The organism is Alteromonas sp. S167 (assembly GCF_036864375.1).
Taxonomy (GTDB): domain Bacteria; phylum Pseudomonadota; class Gammaproteobacteria; order Enterobacterales; family Alteromonadaceae; genus Alteromonas.
In genome coordinates, this window is sequence record NZ_JAZETR010000006.1 from 162994 (window position 1) to 186732 (window position 23739).

At 43.7% G+C, this 23739-nt stretch carries 15 protein-coding genes; 11 read left to right on the plus strand and 4 right to left on the minus strand.

The features are described from left to right. Positions 1–17 precede the first annotated feature (17 nt). The 4 genes from V7R35_RS11105 to V7R35_RS11120 all read left to right on the plus strand — a co-directional run bounded on the left by V7R35_RS11105 (position 18) and on the right by V7R35_RS11120 (position 8697). The gene (locus V7R35_RS11105) at positions 18–2636 is read left to right on the plus strand and encodes a M1 family metallopeptidase (protein WP_334014896.1); all 2619 of its coding nucleotides are present in this window, start codon (positions 18–20) and stop codon (positions 2634–2636) included. A gap of 301 nt (positions 2637–2937) precedes the next feature. After that, positions 2938–6993 (plus strand): ExeM/NucH family extracellular endonuclease, encoded by a 4056-nt coding sequence (locus V7R35_RS11110; protein WP_334014898.1) that lies wholly within the window; start codon positions 2938–2940, stop codon positions 6991–6993. Positions 6994–7013: 20 nt separating this feature from the next. Then, positions 7014–7634, plus strand: coding sequence for a PEP-CTERM sorting domain-containing protein (locus V7R35_RS11115; RefSeq protein WP_334014899.1), 621 nt, complete (start codon positions 7014–7016; stop codon positions 7632–7634). 178 nt (positions 7635–7812) lie between these two features. Beyond that, entirely contained in the window at positions 7813–8697 is an 885-nt protein-coding gene (locus tag V7R35_RS11120) for a WYL domain-containing protein (protein WP_334014900.1), read from the plus strand. Positions 8698–8726: 29 nt separating this feature from the next. Here the strand turns inward: V7R35_RS11120 and V7R35_RS11125 are convergent, their stop codons facing one another. Further along, positions 8727–10853 carry a response regulator gene (locus V7R35_RS11125; RefSeq protein WP_334014901.1) on the minus strand — a complete coding sequence of 709 codons (2127 nt, stop codon included), beginning with the start codon at positions 10851–10853 and terminating at the stop codon, positions 8727–8729. 429 nt (positions 10854–11282) lie between these two features. Between V7R35_RS11125 and V7R35_RS11130 the strand changes: the two genes are divergently transcribed. The 3 genes from V7R35_RS11130 to V7R35_RS11140 all read left to right on the plus strand — a co-directional run bounded on the left by V7R35_RS11130 (position 11283) and on the right by V7R35_RS11140 (position 16032). After that, a complete protein-coding gene (locus tag V7R35_RS11130) occupies positions 11283–13139 on the plus strand; it encodes an alkaline phosphatase PhoX (protein ID WP_334014902.1) in 1857 nt (618 codons plus the stop codon). 60 nt (positions 13140–13199) lie between these two features. Then, on the plus strand, positions 13200–14969 hold the full coding sequence (locus V7R35_RS11135) for a hypothetical protein (RefSeq protein ID WP_438823467.1): 1770 nt from the start codon (positions 13200–13202) through the stop codon (positions 14967–14969). 460 nt (positions 14970–15429) lie between these two features. Next, positions 15430–16032, plus strand: coding sequence for a hypothetical protein (locus tag V7R35_RS11140; RefSeq protein ID WP_334014903.1), 603 nt, complete (start codon positions 15430–15432; stop codon positions 16030–16032). Here the strand turns inward: V7R35_RS11140 and V7R35_RS11145 are convergent. Further along, complete coding sequence (locus tag V7R35_RS11145) at positions 16012–16986, minus strand: endonuclease/exonuclease/phosphatase family protein (protein ID WP_334014904.1); 975 nt, start codon at positions 16984–16986, stop codon at positions 16012–16014. The genes V7R35_RS11140 and V7R35_RS11145 overlap by 21 nt on opposite strands. 465 nt (positions 16987–17451) lie before the next feature. On the opposite strand from V7R35_RS11145, the gene V7R35_RS11150 reads away from it, so the two are divergent. Together V7R35_RS11150 and V7R35_RS11155 are read left to right on the plus strand one after the other, a co-directional pair. Then, on the plus strand, positions 17452–18057 hold the full coding sequence (locus V7R35_RS11150; RefSeq protein WP_334014906.1) for a BON domain-containing protein: 606 nt from the start codon (positions 17452–17454) through the stop codon (positions 18055–18057). An 81-nt stretch (positions 18058–18138) separates the two neighbouring features. Next, positions 18139–18549 (plus strand): hypothetical protein, encoded by a 411-nt coding sequence (locus V7R35_RS11155; RefSeq protein ID WP_334014907.1) that lies wholly within the window; start codon positions 18139–18141, stop codon positions 18547–18549. Positions 18550–18612: 63 nt separating this feature from the next. Here the strand turns inward: V7R35_RS11155 and pyk are convergent, their stop codons facing one another. After that, entirely contained in the window at positions 18613–20049 is a 1437-nt protein-coding gene (pyk, locus tag V7R35_RS11160; protein WP_334014908.1) for a pyruvate kinase, read from the minus strand. Between the two features lie 361 nt (positions 20050–20410). Then, the gene (locus V7R35_RS11165; protein WP_334014909.1) at positions 20411–21262 is read right to left on the minus strand and encodes a MurR/RpiR family transcriptional regulator; all 852 of its coding nucleotides are present in this window, start codon (positions 21260–21262) and stop codon (positions 20411–20413) included. A 284-nt stretch (positions 21263–21546) separates the two neighbouring features. Here V7R35_RS11165 and zwf point away from each other — a divergent pair, with 284 nt between their 5' ends. Together zwf and pgl are read left to right on the plus strand one after the other, a co-directional pair. After that, positions 21547–23040 (plus strand): glucose-6-phosphate dehydrogenase, encoded by a 1494-nt coding sequence (zwf, locus tag V7R35_RS11170; protein ID WP_334014910.1) that lies wholly within the window; start codon positions 21547–21549, stop codon positions 23038–23040. Position 23041: 1 nt separating this feature from the next. Beyond that, the gene (gene pgl / locus V7R35_RS11175) at positions 23042–23734 is read left to right on the plus strand and encodes a 6-phosphogluconolactonase (RefSeq protein ID WP_334014911.1); all 693 of its coding nucleotides are present in this window, start codon (positions 23042–23044) and stop codon (positions 23732–23734) included. Positions 23735–23739 lie beyond the last annotated feature (5 nt).

Genomic DNA, 23739 nt, shown 5'->3' on the forward strand with positions numbered 1-23739 from the left:
AAAATGGACAAACCACGATGAAACAATTTAACGCGCTTTGCAGGTATGCGGCGATAGCCATAGTTGGCTTTTTCGCAGTGTGCTCATCGGCACTTGCCGCTGATGTGGAGTATCGCTTGCCTTCTTCGGTAACGCCGAAGTTCCAAAAAATACACCTTAACCTAGACCCAAACCAGCCCGACTATTCTGGTTACACTGACATAGATATAACCGTAAACACCATAACGAAAAAAGTGGGTTTTTATCAACTAGGGTTAACAGTAACGCGCGCTGAATTACATCAAAACGACCACGTTGTACCACTAAACGTTGAAGTGGGTGAGTACGATATTAATTGGGCGATGTCTTCGTCTGATATTGCTCCCGGTGAATATACCCTTCATATCGAGTTCGATGGAAAAGTAAACACATCTTCTGACGGCATGTATTTGTCGAGATTTGAAGAAACGAATTATATTTTTACCCAGTTTGAAGATATGCATGCACGCAAAGCATTCCCAAGTTTTGATGAGCCCATTTTTAAAATTGCATATCAAATGTCGATAAGTGCACCAGAGCAGCAAACCATAGTAGGTAATACTCCGGTGCAAGATACTGAAATAAAAGGCGGCGTTAAAACGGTTTTATTTGAGAAGACCAAACCTATGCCAACCTACTTGATTGCTTATACAGTTGGGCCTTTTGATAGTGCAGAGATGACGGGGCTGCCAGTACCTGGTCGTATCTATGTGCCTAAGGGTTATGCAGATAAAACGAAGTTCGTTATCAAACACACGCCTGAAATTTTAGCGTCTCTTGAAGACTTTTTTGGTATTAAATACCCGTATAAAAAAATGGATTTTGTGGCCGTGCCTAACTTCACGCATGGTGCAATGGAAAATGTGGGCTTGATAACCTATCGCGATAGCCTTTTACTTCTTGATGATAATCCAAGCGTTACAGAACGCTCACGCCCTTTAAATGTTATTGCCCATGAACTTGCACATCAGTGGTTTGGTAACTTGGTAACGATGGCGTGGTGGGATGACCTATGGCTTAACGAAGCATTTGCGTCGTGGGCAGCAAGCCACACCATGAAGCAACTTTATCCAGAACTAAATTATGCCGACCGTATAGTGCAAGAAGGTGCATTTGGTGCTGATGCAAGTCCAACTGTTAAGCCAGTTAAAAAAGTAGTTAAAAGTCAGCCTGATGTGATGGACGGCTTGGGCCTGAATTACTCTAAGGGCGAGTCTATTCTACAAATGATTGAATCGCTGATTGGAACAGAGAAGTTTCGTGAAGGCGTACGCAACTATATGAACAAGCACGCATGGGGCAATACAGTTGCAGATGATCTATGGAATGCCCTCGACGGTGTATCAGATTTTAATCTAAGTGCCATGATGAAAGCGTACTTAGAGCAGCCAGGTTATCCGGTTATTGCTATTTCAAAGGATGGAAAGGTGACGCAGTCGCGCTTTCACTTGCAAGGCGCAAGTGTTGAGGATAAGACTTGGGCAATACCTTTAAAGCTAACATTTGAAAAAAACGGCGAAATAAAGCGTGAAGTGGTTTTCGTCGATCAAAAGACCACAGCACTTCCGCAGTTAGCAGAGGCGAATTGGGTTTATCCAAACGACAATGCGACAGGATATTTCCGTTGGGCAGTGGCACCCAGCCAGTTAGATGCGTTGCTAAATAACTTGGATGTGCTAAACAAGCGTGAAAAGAAAAACGTGCTGTACAACTATCAGGCACTGCTAAATGCTGGCACCGTTGGTGTAGACAGCGTGATGAAAATACTGAACGCTCTCGCAAAAGATAATGATCCTGCCGTTATTCGCGCTGCTGTAAGTGTGCTTGCTGAATTTGATTATCTGGTAAATGATGACAATAAAGCACAGTTTGCAGCACTGCTTAATAAAGACTATTTACCACTGCTGACATCGCTTTCATTAACGCAGAGTGAAGACGATTCTGCCGATGTTATTCGCCTTCGTAACCAGCTGTACAGTTTATTGGGCATGCATGCCGACAGCAAAGCGCTTGTCGAGCAAAGTGAAACCTTGGCTAAACAGTATATTGAAGACACCAGTAGCTTACCGTCAGGTATTGCGGGTACTGCTATTGCAATCGCCACAAAGAATAGTGTGGAAAAAGACAGTGCAAAGTGGCTTTCCAGGTTGGTGAAAGCGTTTAAAGATGCGCAGTTACCTAACGTTAAAAATACGTTAGTTTATTCAATGCACTTCAGCGACAAGCAGTCAGTGTTCAAGATGCTCGATTTAGCACTGACAGATGATATTACTCCTGCGAATACCATGTACATGGTGGTGAGGGTTGCGCGTAATCTAGATAATCATGCGCTGCTTTATGAATGGCTCGAGAATAACTACGAAGCGCTTTTTGCAAAAATGCCCGAGTATCATGTGACCAGAATGCCTGAGTTTGTATCGACAACGTGCTCGACTGAAAACCTTACTATGGCGAATGCATTTTATAAAAAGGTGCAGCCGTCGCATCAATCAATCACTCGTGGCGTTGAAATTATGCAAGATGAATCGGCACAGTGCTTGCGACTAAAAGCGGCGTTTCAAGCAGACTTTAACGATTTTTTATCGGCGTACAGTGCTTTCGCTAAACCTGCGAAATAGCCTTCTTTGATATTCAAAAATACCTAAAAAGCGCGCTATCAAGTGCGCTTTTTTTGTGCAGTAGTTAATGTCTGGCACTAAGGTAGTGCAACGAATGTAGGTAAATTGAGACGCGTTACAAATCAACTTTCCCTGTACCAAGGTTCAGTGGAGTTAATCAATAAGTAAACTTATTTTAAGTGCGTAAGTCGCTGATTTTTATGCTTTGTGACGTTTATATTATTATTTTCGTTAAGTACTTGCTGTATATACCCATGTATTAGATTTTATGCCTTCCTACAAAAGATGCGGAAGGCACAACATGGCAAATTGGGACAACACACAAAAGCCGAAACTGACTAAGTCAGCAACGGTGATAAAAACACTACTTACAGGAGCAATATCGTTAAGTGCAATCTCTTTCGATGCACTGGCGTCAACAACGGTATGGCAAGAAGATTTTGAAGCAGCTGAGCTTCAAGGTGTTGGGGTAACAGGCCCTGTTGCAGGAAGCGACCAAGCGCGAGTTTACACATTTGATAACTGGGATATTGAATTAAGCAATGAAGCCGGCCTTACGGCGACGACTGACTGGTTTCGTGTTAACAACGGTGCATTACAAGCCCGAGACGTTGACGGCGAAGTAGTATGGACGACAAAGTCGATTGATATTAGCGGTCAAGGTGAGGTAACTGTTGAGGCTGCACTATCTCAAAACGGTACATTTGAATCTTCAGACTATATCGACGTTTCTTACTCGATAGATGGCGGCGCGTTTCAGTTAATCACCTTAAATGCAGGTGATACCAACACGGTTATTGATGACTTCGGCACTCAAACCGTTTCCGCAAACGTGGGTACTGGCGCTTCATTAGTTGTACGCGTAGCTATGAAGAATAACGCGGGAACTGAGTATTTGAACCTAGATAGCGTTACTGTAACAGGCACTGGTTCAACAGATGACAATGGTACCGACCCAGGCAATGGTGATCAGCCTTCCAATGAACTTCTTGTATTAAGTGGCACATGTTTTAATTGCCCAGATTTACAGGCTATTAATTTAGCCAGTGACTATGTAGAAACTGACTACTACGCAACGCTTGATACAGCGATTGCAAATAATGAAAGTGCACAGTCGCTGAAATCTACCGCGCATAACATTATTGAAAATGGCCATCGCATGCTGTCGTATTCAGAAGTATGGACAGCACTTACTTATACTGACGAAGACCCGTTAAATACTGATAACGTAATTTTGTTTTACAAAGGTACTTCACAAGATAAAGACACCAACGGCAGTGGTCCACAAAGCACAAACCAGGACAACTGGAACCGTGAGCACGTATGGGCAAAAAGCCATGGCTTCTCAAGTTCAAGCCTAACGGCATATACCGATATTCTTCACCTGCGTCCTACCGACATTTCGGTAAACAGCGCCCGTGGTAATTTAGACTTTGATTTTAGTGATTCAGCATTGTCTGAAGCGCCGGCGAACCGCGTTGACGCTGACTCTTTCGAACCGCGCGATGCAGTAAAAGGCGACGTTGCACGTTCTATGCTTTACATGGATGTGCGTTACGACGGACTGACAAGTGGTGATACAGAAGAAGACCTAGTACTTGTTAATCGCCTTACCAGCACGTCTGAAGCAGCATTTGGCAAAGTATGCGTACTACTACAATGGCATGAGAGCGACCCGGTAGACGAGTTTGAGCGCCGCCGAAATGAGCGTGTTTTTGAGTTCCAAGGCAATCGCAATCCGTTTATCGATAAGCCTGAACTTGCTTCAATGATTTTCAATGAGAGCTGTGATGGCTCTTCAGGTACAGGTACAGATACAGGTACAGACACCGGCGGCACCGATGATAATTCAGGTGAAAACCCTGATCCAGGTACCGGAAATGGCGGTGACAGCGGCGAGCAGCCAGCACCATCGTCTAATTCAGTTTATATATCTGAATACATTGAAGGCGGCAGCTACAACAAGGCCATTGAGCTATTTAACAGTTCTTCTGAGCTGGTATACTTAACCGATTATGAGCTAGTTATGCTTTCAAATGGCGCGACAGCAGACAGCGCCCGCAAAGTATTCAAACTTACAGGTGAAATTGCTGCAGGTGGCGTAGCAACGTTTGCAAACAGCCGCGCAGTAGCTGCACTGACTGATGGCTCAGTAATTAATAACTCCGTTATTAACTTCAACGGTGATGATTATATTGAGCTTGTATACAAGGGTGAAGTAGTAGATTCACTGGGTACGTATGGCGTTCGAACTAACTGGGGTAAAGATAAAACCTTAGTAAGAAAAGCATCGGTAACAGCAGGCAACGCAACGCGCAGCGGTAGTTTTGATGCCAGTGTGGAGTGGGATAGCTATGCGAAAGATACCTTTGACTACTTTGGTGCACACAATGGTGCGGTGTCTGGTCCAACTGATCCAGTAGACCCAGTTGACCCAGTAGACCCAGTTGACCCGGTAGAGCCAACAGAGCCAGTGGCTGAATTAGTGCTAATTAGCGCAATTCAAGGCGAAGGCGAAGCATCTGCAATGGTTGGTACCGACGTTATTGTTGAAGCTGTAGTGACAAGCGTTGTGCCAGGAATGAGTGGTTTCTTTGTGCAAGAAGAAGCAGCTGATTCAGATAATAATGCATTAACTTCAGAGGGCGTTTTTGTTTACGCGGGTTCGTTTGATGTGTTGCCTCAAGTAGGTGATGCAGTGCGTTTACAAGCAACGGTAGGCGAACGCTTCGGTGTAACTCAACTAGCGCTGTCGGCAAACGCTGAAGTATTAGGCACTGGCGAGAGTGTGCTTTACACGCAACAGGCGTTACCGTTCGCACAAGACCTAAACTTAGAAGCCTTTGAAGGTATGCAAATAAGCTTCGAACAAACGCTAAAAGTGTCTGACACCTACAACCTTGGCCGCTACGGTCAGTTTAATGTGTCTTCACAGCGCCTTATGATACCAACCAATCAGTTTGTTGCAGGTACACAAGAAGCGTTGGCATTAGCGGAGCAAAATGCACGCGATTCACTACTTGTTGACGACGGTTATTCTTCTCAAAATCGCGATAACCTGCAGTTCCCTGTTGGCGGTCTTTCATACACTAACCCACTGCGTTTAGGCGACAGTGTTGAAAACCTTGAGGGTGTTCTTCATTACGCGTTTGGCGCTTACAACCTAATTCCGGTTAGCGATTTACAAACAGTGCGCACTAACCCAAGAACACGTGCACCGTTGCTACAAGCTGTAGGCGATGTGAAGGTAGCAAGCTTTAACGTGCTTAACTACTTCAACGGCCCAGATTTCCCAACTTCACGTGGGGCAGACAGCGAGCTAGAGTTTGTACGTCAACAAGCTAAAATCGTTTCGGCAATTGCCGCTGTAGATGCTGACGTACTTGGCTTGGTTGAAATTGAAAATGACGGTTACAGTAGCGATTCTGCAATAGCATCGCTAGTAGACGCAGTAAATGCAACGCTTGGCAGCGATGAATACACTTATGTTGCGCTTGAAGGTCAATTAGGTGGTGATGCCATTGCTGTTGGTATGATGTACAAAACCGCTGTAGTAACACCTGTAGGTAGCGCAATTACTTCAGCCGAAGTACCGTTTGACTATGGCAATCGTCAGCCATTGCTTCAAAACTTTAGTGTTAACAGCAACGGTGAAACCTTTACGTTTGCAATTAATCACTTTAAGTCAAAAGCCTGTGGAAGCAAAGCATCTGGTAACAACGCTGACTTAGGCGATGGCCAGAGCTGCTGGAATCAGCTGCGTACTGAAGCATCTGAAGCATTACTTGCGCTAATTCAACAGAACAGCGACGTGCTTTCTGACCGTGTGCTTATTATGGGTGACTTAAATGCATACGCAAAAGAGTCTCCAATCCTAGCCCTTGAGTCTGCTGGTTATAGCAATTTAGTAGAGCTGTTTGACGGCGATACGGGTTACTCGTATAGCTTTGGCGGTGAAATTGGTTATATAGACCACGCGCTAACAAGTGCCTCACTAACAGAGTATGTAGTGGATACAACAATTTGGCACATCAACGCTGATGAGCCTCGTGTGTTCGATTATAACGTTGAATATAAGTCGCAAACACAGCAAGCAAGCTACTACGGTGCGGATGCCTATCGTTCTTCTGACCACGACCCTGTGGTAGTCGTAATGAACTTCCCTGAAGAAGTGATGGTGGGTGATTTAGATAACGATGGTGACGTTGACTTTAACGATGTTATGGCGTTCTACCAAGCTTTTATTTCGGGTCAAGCCAATAACGATAGCTACGACTTCAATGGCGATGGCGCAATCAACTTCTTTGACATTCGTGCATTAATGGCAATGTGCTCACGCGCTGGCTGTGCAGTTTAATTTATTTGGAATTACAAAAAATGAAAAAGTTATTTTTAATGTTAGTTGCAGCGGTTTCTTTTAACGCAAATGCAGCACTTATTAGCCTAACCACCGACAAAAACGTGTATAACGTTGGCGAGACGGTAACCGTAACGGTAAGCCTGACAGGCCTTTTAGTTGGAGCCGATCAATCAAAATTTTCTGCGTATGTTACAGCGTTTAGTTTTGATACAACGCTACTCCAGTATGTTGATGGGAGTCTAGAAAGCTTGATGCCTTTTGGTGGTTCTACTCCTACATCTATACCTATGGTGTTACCAAATTTTCTAATAGAGACTTTCTCGGGGTCTGTTACTGGCAATAATGTTTCAGCTCAGTCAATTGGTGGGATAGGTTCGTCAGCACCGCAGTTCGGTGGTAATACTGTTGCTCTCTATACTGTGGAGTTTATCGCTAGAACGTTGGGCGATAACGTAACCCCCTTTACTTTCTTACAAAGTGATTTCTCCGATGCGTTTGATCCATCAGTACAGTCAACATCAGCAGATACGCGAACAGCATCATTTAGCGTTGCCGAAGTGCCTGCACCTAGCACGTTACTACTTTCGCTATTGGCCTTAGCAGGTGTTGCAGTAGCACGTTCACGCAAACAAGGTTAAATGTAAGCTAAACCTTTTATAGTTTAAAGGCCCGGCAAATGCTGGGCTTTTTTGTGGCAGGTTTCCCTATGTTTTTATGGGTAGTGTTCACACCCACTTTTATTTCAGCGATTACTGCTTTACACGCGATTCAAAATAAACCACACTGTCAGCATAATAAAAAACAAAGCGCTGCCATATGCTCAACACTATTTCCTATTCTCAACGTCAACGCCTTGCGTATATCGATTTCTGCCTGCTATTTAAGGGGGCCATTCATCGCCAAGATCTTATAAGCCGCTTTGAAGTAGGGTTGTCTGCAGGTTCACGCGATTTCACATTATATAAAGAACTGGCACCCGATAATTTGGTGTATGACCCACGTGAAAAAAGGTACTTTCAAACAGAATCATTTAGTCCGGTATTCGAACACGATGCCAAGCGCACGCTAGTTAAGTTGGCTAATGATATATCAGATGGTTTTGATGCCATTGGCGATATTCATTTTCCTGTGGAAAGTGCTTCTTCATTAAACGTGCCTGATATTTTTGTGGTGGCAAAAGTGGTACAGGCCATTGTGAATAAAAACGTTATTAGCGTTATCTATACCTCTTTGTCCAGCGGCAGCGGAGCGAGAGAGCTTGTACCTCACAGTATTGTAGACAATGGTCAGCGCTGGCATGTACGTGCTTTTGACAGAAAGTCACAGAGCTTTCGCGATTTTGTACTAACGCGTATTAGTAAGGTAACCATTAAAGAAGTGCCTAAGCCTGAAGAGTGTATAGAGCAGGACGAAGCATGGCAGCGTTTAATACCGCTTGAAATTGTGCCACACCCAAAGAACATAAAGCACCCAACCGCTATTGAGCTTGATTACGCAATGGAAGAGGGCGTGCTTGAGCTTAATGTACGTGCTGCCATGGCAGGCTATTTATTAAGGCGTTGGAATGTAGATTGTACAAAGCATGCAAGCCTTCGGACCGGTGAGTACCAATTGTGGCTAAGAAATCAAAGCAGCTTGGCGAATACCGATAACCTTGCTATTGCACCAGGTTACATTGGTGAGCAAAGTACGTATCAATAAGTGTAAAGCAGCAGGGCCCTTAGTAAGTTTTAATTAGGGCCTATGTATTTAACAATGCAGGCTAACAGCGTTTCTTTATCTAGTGGCTTGGTCAAAAAGTCGTTCATGCCTGCTCCTAAGCATTCTTCTTTGTCTTCAACAAACGCATTTGCGGTAAGCGCTGCGATAGGAGTCTCTAACTTCAATGTGTTCCTAATATGAAGCGATGCTTCTATGCCGCCCATAATTGGCATATTGCAGTCCATCAGTATGAAATCAAAAGTATGGCGTTTACAGGCCTCTAAAGCGTCTTTGCCGTTTTTTACATGTAATATTTTATAGCCTTCAGCTTGAAGCATGGTTTTTACAATCTCTGCATTAATTTCGTTATCTTCAGCCAATAAAATGCGTTGGCTTTTAACGGGAGCCTCATGAAAATGGCTTGTTTTTGAAGGTTGCTTAAGCAGTTTACTGAGGTCTTGTTCTAACTCTCTTCGATTTATCGGTTTAGCGTGGGTGCGCCAAATCATATCCGACATATCATCTTCATTTTGCATTCGTTCAAGCTCAGCAGAAATCAGAATAACTTTTGGAATTTCCTTATTTTGCTTTGCTAATGCTTTCAGTAAATCTATACCGCTCATTTCCGGCATGGATAAATCGAGGATAATAACATCGTAGGAGAATGGGTCGTCTGCGAGAAATTCTGCAGCACTCTCGAAGCTCTTGCTGTAGATGCCTGCAGAAACAACAATGTGGTCAAAATATTCCCTGCTGGTTTGCAAATCATCCACTACTGCACAGCGCAAACTCGTACTTGGAGTAATTGTGATATCAGGTAATTTAGATGGGTGTGCGACCATATGAAAACTAAAGGTACTTCCTTCACCCTCTTTAGACATAACCGCTATGTCACCACCCATTAAGCGGGCAAGTTGTTGCGCAATACTAAGACCTAACCCAGTGCCACCGTAAACACGAGTAGTCGACTGATCGGCTTGCTCAAATTTATCAAAAATATGCGGTAATTTTTCTTCCGTAATACCAATACCAGTATCAACTACATCAAAAATTAATTTCATACTGTCTTGCAGCTGCTCAACACGCACATCAAGCGTTACCGAGCCTTTTTCGGTAAACTTAATGGCATTGCTTAACAAGTTATGAAGAACTTGAGAGATGCGAGTTATATCACCTTCAATAATATGGGGAAGTTCAGCTTGCTTGTTGTAGTGAAAGTTCAGCCCCTTACGTTGACAGTAAACACGTTGGAGTGATACGACATCGTCTAGCACTTGAAGCAGGTCGACAGGCGCCTTTTCAATTTTTATCTTGCCCGCTTCTATTTTTGATATATCAAGAATGTCATTAATCAAAACTAAAAGCTGTCGTCCTGCTGTCTTCGCCTTCTTTAGATACATGCTTCCTTTTGAAGGGTTGTCTATGGACAGTTCAATCATGCCAAACAAACCATTCATCGGTGTGCGAAGCTCATGACTCATGCTAGAAAGAAATTCTGATTTCGCTTGGCTTGCTTTCTTGGCTTCAAGTGCAGCATTTTCTGCTTCAACTTTGAGTGAGGTGAGGCGCGATATTGAACTTCGAATTTCTTTTTCCATCGGGGAAAAAATAAATATCGCTTCAAGAACAAGCAGTGTGAGTGTTCCCAGCCAAAGGTAAATTTCAATTGTGGCGACGAAGTCTACGCGCTGTGAGGCCTCTTGTTCAAACAGGTCTACAACATCGTTAAGCAGGGTAAGCAATACCGATACATTATTTATTGAAAACGTTTCATTAGCTTCACAGTTTCTCGCTTGGTACAACATTTCAGACTGCGAAATAAATGACTTAACCTTCTTGTCTAGCTGCACGTCGCCAAAATAAATAGCCTGTATAGGTGATGATAAATCTTCAAGGTTAATTAACCTTTGGTGGTTAGTTTTAAACTTATTAACAGCATTAATAAATGACTGTCTTTTGTCCTCAGTTCCGCACACAGCTTTGGTATTCGCAAATAACGCAATACGCTGAGATAGCATGCGTTGCTGGCCCGCAATATTGATAATTTCAGCATCAAGTTTTTGTGCGCCAATAAGGTTATAGAGAACCGTAAACGACAACGTCACAAGACTTGCCGTTAATAACAAAGCAACAATGTACCTAGTGCGGATGGTCATTAATATGAAAAATGATGAAATGCTAAACAAAAGATAATAGAAAGATAGAGTAAGCGCAATAAAGTGCTATTCAATATCTCGCGATAAACGCCTCTTTCTCATTGGTTTTTGCTACTGCCTAGGCGCGGTTTTTCAAAATAATTCTTTAAATACGGTTCTTGAAAATAAAGCGGCGCTCTTATTCCAATATTGATGCAACGCTTTTTAATTTATGAGCGGTGGAAAGTGTGAACATGTGATGGGAATGCTGATAAGTGCGTGCTTGAAACCACTATTTACGCCGTGTCAAAAAACATTAATAAATCATAAATTTAAGTGTCACTGAAGCTTCATACTTTTCATTCACTCTCTTTGCTCGTGGACTTCTGCAGTCATTCTCGCAGGTAGGCGTCTTAAAACAATAAAGCTTGGAACAGGCAAGGATTCATTATGAAAAGCAACACACTTAAACACGTAAAATATTCAGCCATTGCGTTAGCTGTAACGCTTGGTATGACCGCATGCTCACTAGAGGGTGATGACGGCGCAGACGGTATTCAAGGCCCTGCAGGCGAACAAGGCCCAGTAGGTGATCAAGGTCCAATTGGAGAGCAAGGTCCTCAAGGTGATAATGCCGGTACACTTACACGTATCGCTACCGTTCCACTTGGTGCAGAAGTAACGGGTATTTTCCTATCTGAAGAGGGCGACCTATTCTTCAACGTTCAGCATCCTTCAGGTACTAACACTGCAACCAATAGCGTTAACGAAATGCCTATCAACACTGGAACAGTAGGTGTGCTTGCGGGGGCAAACTTTAATAATTTGCCAGTAACGCTACCAAATTCTCCAGTGCCATCTTCAGATGAAGAAAAGCAGCTTGTAATGACGGCAATTGGCCAGTATCAAGTACTGGGTCAGACGGGTGATACGTTTGATGCAGACCTGCCAGAAGGCTTAGGGCACATCTATACGCTAGACGGTGCAGAGCTTGTACTTGAAAACGATATGCCTGATTTCAACGGGTTTATCTCTACCGCCGACAATGAAGGCTACCTGTTCTCTAACTGGGAAGAGTTGCCAGGTGGTATGAGCCGAATGAAGGTTGAGAAAGATCAGTTTGGCATGTGGGAAGTAACAGAAGCGATGATGCTAGATTTTTCACCTGTATGGGGCACAGCGGCAAACTGTTTTGGCTCTATGTCTCCGTGGAATACACCACTTACTTCTGAAGAGTGGGTAGTAAATTCATCTGTTGATACCACTACTTCGCCAAGTTGGAACGATCCTGAGGCAGTTTCAACAAACGCGCGTTTAGGCCGTATGTGGCAAATGACTGCACCAGATGCGCCAAACCCTTACAACTACGGCTATATTGCTGAAGTAACCGAGCCTTTAGCTGACGAACCAGTCATCGTTAAGCATTTCACTATGGGACGCTACGAGCACGAAAACTCGACAGTAATGCCAGATGGCAAAACCGTGTATTTGTCACAAGATGATACTGGCGGTGTGTTGTTTAAGTTTGTTGCAGATACTGCTGAAGACCTTTCAGCTGGAACACTTTATGGTGCCAAGCTTACGCAAGACGCCGGTCAAAACGACCCTGCAACAACGGGCTTCACCGTAGAGTGGGTTGAGCTTGCAAGCGGTGACAATATGACCATTCGCGCATGGATTGACGAATATAACGGTATTGGCACGGACGATTATGTAGAAGGTCAAAGCTCTTATATCACTATGGCTGATGTTCAAGCATGGGCAGACGGCGATGCTAACTACCCAAGTGTTGAAGACGGCGGTTCAAGCGTAACTGCAGGCCAGCCAATGGATGACCGCGTAGTATTTCTAGAAAGCCGAGCAGCAGCGCGACTTAAAGGTGCCACAGCAGAATGGCGAAAGCTTGAAGGTATTTCTATTAACCAAAAACGCGCGCAAGAGGCAGTGGAAGGCGTGGATACCATCGAAGGCGAAGTTGTGCAAAACGCGTATCTTTACATTGGGATAGCAGATATTGACAACACAATGACAGACGGTGAAGGCGATATGCAGCTTTCTACTCGCGTTAAAGATTGTGGTGGTGTTTATCGCGCTAGGCTTGAAGCAGGGTACAACATTTCTCGAATAGAGCCTGTAGTTATGGGCGGCACCTATCGCTCAAGTCTTACTGGCGCTGAGCGTTGTGATGTGAATCAACTATCTCAACCAGACAACGTTATTGTTATGAACGACGGACGTATTCTTATTGGCGAAGATGGCTTCCAAGAAAACAATACGCTGTGGATGTACGAACCAGCAAATAAGTAATTCTGCGTTTTAACTCTCTATTCCGGGTACATACGTACCCGGATTTTTTGCGTTGTGAATATGATGAAATACCTACAATTTATGTCACATGCCAGCGTTCTGCTTGCATTACTAATCAGTGCAGGCTGCACTGACCAAACAGCAACTTCTGCAGGAAGTGTTACAAGCAATTCTGATGAAGTGATCAATCACACTTACCCATACCAAGAGGGTGATGATATTCCTGCTCTTGCCTATATTGAGCACAACGAGACGTATAATCCTGAGTCGGTTATTCCACCTCAGTGTTACACCAAAACAGAAGGCGTAAACAACCCGTGTTACGCATGCCATCAAAGCTATGATGCTAGCGAAAAGCGTCCAAACCAAATGGGAGACGGCACACTTCAAGGAAACTACGAGTTTTCTGATGTGGGGTTAACCAACAGCTGGAAAAACTTGTTCATTGATAGAACGGCACTTATTGCTGGTATAGACGATGCCACCATTAAAAAGTATGTCGAGCAAGATAACTACAGTGAATCGTTTGGGGCTGTATCAGAAGGTGCCGAACCTCAGAGTACTCGGTCACAGGATCAGAACACTAACGCGGCACAGCCAAAAAATACTTGGCTTCCGGACTACATGCAGATAAAGAATTTAAGTGCTGCCGAAGACGCTTTTGACGAAGCGGGCATGGCAAAAGATGGCAGCAAATGGGTGGCGTACAATTATAAACCCTTTCCAAGCACATTTTGGCCAACGAACGGCTCTACCGGCGACGCAATGATTCGTTTGCCAGCAAACTTTCAACAGATTGATGGAAGCTACGATCGCACTATTTACATGCTGAATTTAAGTTTGGTAGAAATGGCGCTTAAAAATATTGAAAGCCTTACCGTTGCGCCTGTTAACGAAAAGCGTTTGCGTATTGATATTAATAAAGATGGTGAACTCAACGAGCATGAGACTGAATTAGTTCGTATGTCGCATTATCTTGGTGATGCGAGCAACAACGAACTTGCGCATATGCTGTATCCTGAAGGCACGGAGTTTTTGCATACCGTACGCTATGTGGGCGTTGACGATGATGGAAATATTTACAATGCGCCGCGAATGAAAGAAGTGCGTTATATGAAAAAGCACATGTTTCGAACGCGCGAGAGCCTAGCGTCGGCTTATTATGCTGAAGCAAAAGACAAGCATTTTGAGAAGCTACCGCAAACACGCTACTTAGGCGAGCAGGGCATTGATAACGGGTTTGGATGGACTATTAATGGTTTCATTGAAGATGAGACAGGTGCGCTTCGTCCACAGCATGATCAAGAACTGGCGTTCTGTAATGGCTGTCACAAATCTGTGGGTGCTACCTTCGACCAAACGTTTTCGTTTGCGCGCAAAGTACCAGGCCAAGAAGGGTGGGGTTATATTGACCTACACAGCATGGAAGATGTGCCAAATATTAATGAAGAGCAGGGCGAATTCTTAACGTATATGCAGCGTGTAGGTGGCGGCGATGAGTTCCGTCAAAACGGCGAAATGCTGGCTAAGTGGTTTAATGATAATGGCATGGTAAATAAAGAAGCACTTCGCAACGCGAAGTCTGTTTACGATATTATTACGCCAAGCCCTGAACGCGCGTTTGCTTTAAACAAAGCGTATCTAACCATTGTAAAAGAGCAAAGTTATTTGTTCGGACGCGATGCCACACTAACAAAGGCGACAAACGTGCTAAGTATTATTGATGCACAGCAGCCGCCTTTGAAACCTGAGCATCGTTTTAAATGGGATATGCGTCTAAATTGGGACAGAGCAGCGCCTGAGGCAGTCGCAAAGACGAACGAGCAGTAACCCTTTGTTCATCTACTTTTGAAATCAATATCAGCGTATACCAAAAATCATTGGTATGCGCTTTTTTGGTTTGTATTTCTTTTTGATACCGAGGAAATTAGAAAAAACGACGAAGTTTAATCGACGCATCTTGTTTTTTAATCGTCTGTCTTACGTATACAAAGCACTGTAAAAGAACCACTATGGTTACTACGCTTTCCATGATAACGCCCTATTTTATAATTTATAACTGTGTTGGCGGTGCCTCCGCACCTAGGTCTGTTTCAATTTAGCAATAGCGGTGCCTGTTTTGCTTTGTCATTTAAAAACAATTGCTTAAGATTCTTTGTCGTGGTTTTTGTTTGTGAGTTTAGTAGTGGTTCGTGAAAAACTGTCTGTAGGCTTAGAAACTTTTACATAACGGTTTGTAGCTCGATAGAAAATGTTCCTTTGTGCAAAGGAAGGTGGTCGCCTGACTACCTTGAACTTTGATACACTTCACACCATGCAACACTTCCAACAGAAGCAGCGCCACAAGTGCTTATTAAACGAGATAAAAACAAACATGTTAGAAATTCGTCATTACAATAAATCAACGATACAGCAAGTAGATGTGCTAAGCGGAATATCACCGACATTACTAAAGCGTGTTTTCGTTGGGTGGTTAGTGTTTGCTTTTATCGTTGAAATTATCGTTTTTACGGCGCCTCAGCTTAGTGAAACGTTTGTTAATGTAACTACCGCGTCGCTTATTTTGTTTACAGTACTATTGTGGTTTCAAAGCAGAATGGCTGAAGGATGGCCGTCAATTATTCACGACAACGGAATGATTGGTGTTGTGGTAGAGCCAACATCGCGCGAGTTTTTGTGCGCCAGCGTCGATATTATTGAGTCCATTGAACCCACTATTGTAAAACCCAATAAAAAAGCGGTTCAGGTAAACCTTATTCAATCGCAGTTAACAGACAGTGATAAAGAACAGCTTGAAAAAGCGGTTTGGCCCAGAGAGTCACAACTTATAGGGTTAAGTCATTTTGCTGAACCCTCTGACGTATGCGCTGAACTAACTAGATTTCAGCGCTAATTGAGTGAGCAGCGGGAAGTGATCTGAGCCAATGTCGCTCAGTCTGGTAATTTGTATTAGTTCAAAATGGTCTGAATGAAATACATGGTCTAAGGGCCATTTCACTAGAGGGTAGTGGGCGTGAAAGGTGTTGAAAAATCCGCGTCCGATGCGCGGATCTTTAAGCCCACTTATCTTTTTAAAATGACGCGTGGTAGGCGACCAAGCAACATCATTTAAATCGCCAGCAACAATGACAGGCCCGCACTCTTCATCTACTGCTTTGCCAACAATGTGTAGCTCTATATCTCTTGGCTTAGCGTAAGTGTTCTCGGTAGGGCTAGGTGGTTTGGGGTGCACAAACCATAGTGTTATTTGTTTTCCATCAATCGTGGTTTTTACTTCAATAGATGGCACGTCATTTTCCACTAAAAAATGCAGCGTTGCATTAGTTAACTTATGCTTACTATACACATGCATGCCGTATAAATTATCAAGCGGGCATGCTTTACAGTAGGGATATTTATTTTCAAGCGGTTTTAGTCCGCTTTCCCACTTTTCGTTCGACTCTAAAGTAACCAAGAAGTCGGGAGAGGTGTCTTGTACGTGTGAGATCAATTTATCGAAGTCGTCATTTGGCATATATACGTTGCTAGATAGAATGCTTAATGTTGAGTTAGCACTTTCTTTTGGTATTCGCTTTACCTCTTTTTTATAAAGTGGCGTGTAGGGCACTATCCATATGCACTGATATATAAAGGACATGACTAAACTACATGCAAGCAGCAAAGATACAGAAGACAACTCAGCAAATAGGGTATATGCAAGATAGCCGCAAAGGATTGCTAGCATCAATGCCGTTATTTGCAGCCTGGGGAATTCCCACATACGCACCAACCAATGGGATGAGGGAAGATGTGGGGCGAGAGTTAGTAAAGTAAGTACAATCGATGTTACGTTTAGCACAATTTCCATATTACCAACTCCTTTATTTTCACAAGCTTGTAAGCCAAAAGCACTACCTTAAACAAGAATAACACTACGCACAGCTTCTTATTAAACACTGCTTCTTAAGGTCGAAAACCACTTTTCCACTTCTGCTAAGTGATTTTCTACGCTTTAAAACCGTTAAAGTTCAGCGATGTGAAGTGCGGCTTTATCACTACTTAACGACGCTAAGTGTTTTATCACAGCATTATTTCACTTCTCTTTAAGCCCAACATTTCCGTCGTTCAAGGTTTTCTCCATTGCATACATTCCTACGCACTGGTTCAAGGAAATTGTGCTGAGTAAAAAATTCTCAAAACAACGCAAAAGTTTCAAATGATTAAATATGAAATATGTGTAGGGTTGTTGTTAGTTTCTTTTAAATCAATGGGTTATGAGTTTGGCAGGCTTCTGGCATGAGTTACATCGAAGTTTCGACAAAGGAGAAATGTTATGAAACGTACACTACTTTCAATGATTGTTGCTACATCTTTAACAACTGCTGCTTATGCAGGTGATATGAACACAGACAACAAGTGGGAGAAAGGTGCCAAAGACGCATGGATTGATGGCAAAGCAGAAGCTACGCTGTTGTTCAATGGTAACCTAGATTCGTTCGATATTAACACTGACGTAGATAACGGCAACGTAATTCTAACGGGTAAAGTTGAAAACTCGGTAGATAAAAAGCTGGCTGAAGAGCTGGTGGCAAATATCGATGGCGTGAAGTCGGTAGATAACAAGCTGACCATCGTCGAGAACCGAAAAGACATGTCTGAAGATTCAATGTCAGATGACATGAAAACAGCCTACGACAAAAGCACTAGTGAACTGACTGACGCAAAAATTGCGACAGTAATTAAGACACGCCTGTTGATGGATACTGACATTTCAGGTTTCGATATCGACGTAGATGTTGAAGCGGGTAATGTAACACTGACCGGTGATGTTGATTCTGACGCTGAGCGTGACCTTGTAATTGCTATTGCAAAAGGTGCATCTGACGTGAAAGACGTAGAAGATAACCTGCGTGTAGTAACAGAAACAGCGATGAACTAAGCGAAAGCGTTATTCATCATTTAAGGGGCTTCGGCCCCTTTTTCCCTTTTTTTATTATCAGCTTCGTTCAAGGATAGAGAAATGACTTTTTTACGCTGGATATACTCAGGTTTGGTAGTGTCGATTCTACTTGTGATCGTAGGTGTTTTCGGTAACGGCATGTTTTCAGTTGGTCAAGCAAGCGCAGAAGATAAAGCGCACTCCTACAGCCAAGATATAAAAGGCTTCGAGCAAAGATATTCATTGGCCAAATTTGACCTAAAAAGAAAGTCACACCTTTTAAGAAAAATGCGAATGGAATACTTTATCGCCCAGGCAAAACAAGCCGATATTCGAGGCTGGGAAAGCAAACGCGAACGTCTTTTGGAGCGCGCTGATAACGTACTAAGACATCATTTGTCGCAGTACGCCTACGAAGACAACAGCGTATTGCAAGCGTCAAGCATTGATACTTCAGAAAGTTCAGTTGATAGCGCTATCGCAGCTGACTAGATAAAAAAAGCGAAGTATTGGATAAACCAAGACTTCGCTTCATGCTTTTAGTGTGTTGAAGACTTATTCAACATCAACAATTTTAAGCGTGTTTGTTGCACCTACTTTTTCCATTTCATCGCCGTACGTCAGTATTATGCTGTCGCCGCTTTTCACTAGGCCCTTTTCTTTTAACGATGCTATAACATCGTATTTCAAGCGGCCAGGTTCACTTTGCGACGAGTCGAAATACACTGGTTTTACGCCACGGCAAAGGGCCATTGTATTAAGCGTAGACTCATGACGCGACATCGCGATAATTGGTAGCGACGTGGTTATACGCGACATCAATGTTGGTGTGCTGCCACTTTCTGTAAGGCCAACAATCGCTTTCACGCTAGGTAAGTGGTTGGCTGCATAAACAGCAGATAGCGCAATAGACTCGCTAGTGGATGAGAACTGCTCATCCATACGATGCTTAGATATTTTTACACTTGGGTGAGTTTCGGCACCTTCGCAAACACGCGCCATAGCCGCTACGGTTTCAATAGGGTAGTTACCCGCAGCAGTTTCTGCTGAAAGCATTACGGCGTCAGTGCCATCAAGTACCGCGTTCGCAACATCCATTACTTCAGCACGGGTAGGCATTGGGCTGTCGATCATCGACTCCATCATTTGTGTTGCAGTAATAACCACTTTGTTTAGCTGGCGCGAACGAGCAATAAGTTTCTTTTGAACACCCACAAGCTCTGCATCGCCAATTTCAACACCAAGATCACCACGCGCAACCATCACAGCGTCAGACGCTTTAATGATATCAGTCATGGCCTCATCAGACGCTACCGTTTCTGCACGCTCAACCTTGGCACAGATTTTTGCATAGCAACCTGCCGCTTGCGCTAGTTCTCGAGCATATTCTAAATCAGCACCACTGCGCGGGAATGATACCGCAAGGTAGTCAACGCCAATTTTTGCCGCTGTCTTAATGTCTTCTTTATCTTTGTCTGTTAGCGCGTCTGCTGACAAGCCGCCACCTTGACGATTGATGCCTTTGTTGTTTGAAAGTTTGCCGCCAACGGTAACTTCAGTAATGACTTTACGGCCTTCAACGCCAGTTACTTTTAACTGAATACGCCCATCATCAAGTAACAGAATGTCACCAGCAGACACATCGTCTGGCAATGCTTTATAGTCGATACCTACGCGTTCGATGGTACCTTCGTCACGGCCTAGTTCAGCGTCTAGAACGAATGTGGCACCAATCTCTAACTTAACAGCACCTTCTGCAAAGCGGGCAACACGGATCTTAGGGCCTTGAAGGTCGCCAAGAATAGCTACGTACTTACCTAAGTTCTTCGCTGCTTGACGTACACGTTTTGCACGCTCGATATGATCTTCAGCTTGTCCGTGAGAGAAATTCATGCGCACCGTGTTTGCACCCGCGGCAATAAGCGCTTGAATTTTTTCTAGTGAATCGGTGGCTGGACCTAAGGTGGCAAGAATTTTCGTTCTTCTAATCATGGGATTCCGTCGCTGTTTTGTAGTTAGCAATAACAAAAGGAGATAGGTTGCAGTGAATGATACTGCTTCCTGTAATCGCTTTACGTAATTTTATTACAGAATAGTAGTTGAATTTGACAAAAATGTGAATGAAAGATAGAAATTCTCCCAACTGGCTTGACCAGTTGGGTAAGGAATTCTGTACATTCTGTTTAACATAGCACCGCATTGAGCGGTTTTTCTTCTTCATGATGCAAACCAGCATAAAAAAGTGAGTAGCACTTATTAGCACTACAGATGAACGAATATTACAAAAAAAAGGGCAGATACCGAGGTATATGCCCTTTTCGTTTATTCAAGATCATCTATTAAAACGTGATGATCATTCGTTACGTTTTTCGTAGCGTGAGCCACGAAGCGTGTCTTTCACACGCTTCAAGTTTTCTCTAAACTTATTACCGCGGCGAAGTGTGAAGCCCGTTGCCAAAACGTCGATAAGCGTTAGCTGTGCAATACGCGATGCCATTGGCATGTACATGTCGGTGTCTTCAGGTACTTCTAGCGACAGCACATAGCTGCATTCTTGCGCTAATGGACTATCAGCAGAAGTAATGCCTACTACAGTCGCATCATTCATGCGCGCAATTTGTGCTATTTCTACAAGGCTTTTCGTGCGGCCTGTATGGCTAATTAATACCACCACGTCACCGTCAGAACAGTTCATGCAGCTCATTCGCTGCATCAAAATGTCTTCAAAGTACACAACAGGTACGTTGAAACGGAAAAACTTATTCAGCGCATCGTGGGCAACCGATGCTGAAGCACCAAGACCAAAAAATGAAATCTTTTGCGCTTGGGTAAGTAGGTCGACTACGCGATTTACTACATTCACATCAACCGACTGCCTTGCTACTTCCAAAGACGCCATGGTCGATTCAAATATCTTATTGGTGTATTCGTCAGGACTGTCGTTCTCATCAACGTGACGGTTAACGTATGGCGTACCGTTAGCAAGGCTTTGTGCCAAGTGCAGTTTAAAGTCGGGGAAACCTTTAGTATCTAAACGTCTGCAAAAGCGGTTAACTGTGGGCTCGCTTACATCCGACATTTTAGCGAGGGTTGCTATACTCGAATGAATGGCAGTTTGTGGGTTTGCAAGAATAACCTCAGCCACTTTCTTTTCAGACTTACTGAATGCAGCTTTACTTTGTGTAATTTTTTCTAAAATGTTCATACGGATATAGCAAATATTCGGCATATGTTGTTGTAAGGTACATTGGTTATAGTACCCAATGTGACGGCAGTGACAAGAAAAATGTAATTTTTTGACATTTTTTATTGCTGTGGCCAATGTAAATCAGGGTAAACTGAAGGAAAATAGAAAGAATCGAATCCTGTAGTTGGTTCAAGTTGTAATTTTACTACATTTGGTGTTAACTATACGGTAAAAATAGTCGAGGGTGTTGTAAATAACTGTACAATACACCGCGCATACATACATTTAAAAGGTCGACGAATATGGTATTGGATAATTCCTACGAGCCCTGTGATTTTGTACTTTTCGGTACGCTGGGCGATCTTTCACGACGCAAGTTATTGCCTTCATTATACCAGCTTGAAAAAGCCAACCTAATGCATCCAGACACCACCATAGTGGGTGTTGCTCGCCAAGACATGTCTTTAGAAGACTATATTGAAGAAGTGCATTCCAACCTTGTTAAGTTTGGTGAAAAAGAGCTGTGTAATGAAACGTGGGAGCGCATGAAAGCGCGTCTGCATTACGCATGTGTTGATATGAAAGACGTAGAGAGCTACTGCGTACTAGATGATCACGTTGACCCAGACCGAACCATGGTGTGCTACCTTGCAACGCCGCCAGCTATTTATGGCGACATCTGCCGCGGTCTACACAGCTGCAAAATCATCGATTCAAGCGTACGTGTAGTATTGGAAAAACCAATCGGCCACGACTTAGCATCGTCAAAAGTCATCAACGAACAAGTTGCAGAATACTTCGACGAGAAACAAATTTATCGTATCGACCACTACCTAGGTAAAGAGACTGTTCTTAACCTGGTGTCGCTTCGTTTTGCAAACTCTATCTTCGCAACAAACTGGGACCATAACTGTATCGACCACGTGCAAATCTCAGTGGCTGAGTCGGTAGGTATTGAAGGTCGCTGGGGTTACTTTGATGACGCAGGTCAAATGCGTGACATGGTACAAAACCACTTACTTCAAATTCTAAGCCTTGTTGCCATGGAGCCGCCTACAACGTTAGACGCAGACAGCATCCGTGATGAAAAGCTAAAAGTTCTAAAAGCGCTTCGCCCAATTAACTCGTTTAACGTTAATGATGTAACCGTTCGTGGCCAGTACACGTCGGGCTTTGTTAAAGGTGAAGAAGTGCCAGGCTACCTAGAAGAAGAGGGCGCCAACACACAAAGTAAAACCGAAACCTTTATCGCTATAAAAGCCGAAATTGACAACTGGCGTTGGGCGGGCGTGCCGTTTTACCTTCGCACCGGTAAGCGTATGCCTACCAAGGTGAGTGAAGTTGTTATTTACTTTAAGCGTCAGCCGCACAACCTGTTTGGCGACAGCTTTAAGAACTTGCCACCTAACAAGCTAGTTATCCGTCTTCAGCCAGATGAGGGCGTTGAAATTACCGTAATGAACAAGGTTCCAGGCCTAACAAGCTCAGGCTCGATGGATCTTCAAAAATCAAAGCTTAACTTAAGCTTCTCTGAGGCGTTTGCCGACGAGCGCATTCCTGATGCCTACGAAAAGCTGCTTCTTGAAGTTATGTTGGGTAATCAGGCGCTATTTGTACGCCGCGATGAAATTGAACAAGCATGGACATGGGTTGATTCAATTCTTGAAGCTTGGAAGCAATCGAGCGAGCCGCCAGAGCCATATCAGGCGGGTACATGGGGTCCAGTTGACTCAATTGGATTGCTTGCACGTGAAAACCGCAGCTGGTACGAAAGCAAAATAGCGAAGAAGAAATAAGATGGCGTTAACAACACTTTCATTCGAAACTCCTGACGCGCTAACCAATGCATTTGCTGAAGACTTAGTTAGCATTCTTAAAACAGGCATTAAAACCCGCGGGCGCGCGTCGTTAGTGGTTAGTGGCGGTCGCACGCCGTTGGCATTATTTAAACAACTTAGCGAAACAGAGCTAGAGTGGGATAAAGTTGATATCACTCTTGCCGACGAGCGCTGGGTTGATGAAGGCCACGAAGCTAGTAACACTAGCTTGGTAAAAAATAATCTAATACAAAATAAAGCCGCAGCAGCTCGTTTTATTGAACTAAAAAGCGAGCCACAAGACGCAAAAGACGGTATAGCAACAGCAGAAAGTAATCTTGCTGAAATGTCGCAACCGTTTGATGCGTTAATTCTAGGCATGGGTGAAGACGGTCATACCGCGTCGTTGTTCCCATGTTCTGAACAAGTGCTAGACGGCTTAGATATGAACAGCGGCAATACCTGCATTGCGGTTCAACCTACAACAGCACCTCACCAACGTATTTCATTAACGCTACCTGCGTTGCTTAATAGCAGAAATATCTTTTTGCACCTAACGGGCGAAAAGAAGAAGCATGTATTGCTTGATGCTATTGAAAATGCCACCGAAGCGCAAAAGCCCATCACAGCCGTAGTTAACAGAGCTCCGGTTACCTTGATGTGGGCGCCATAGGAGAC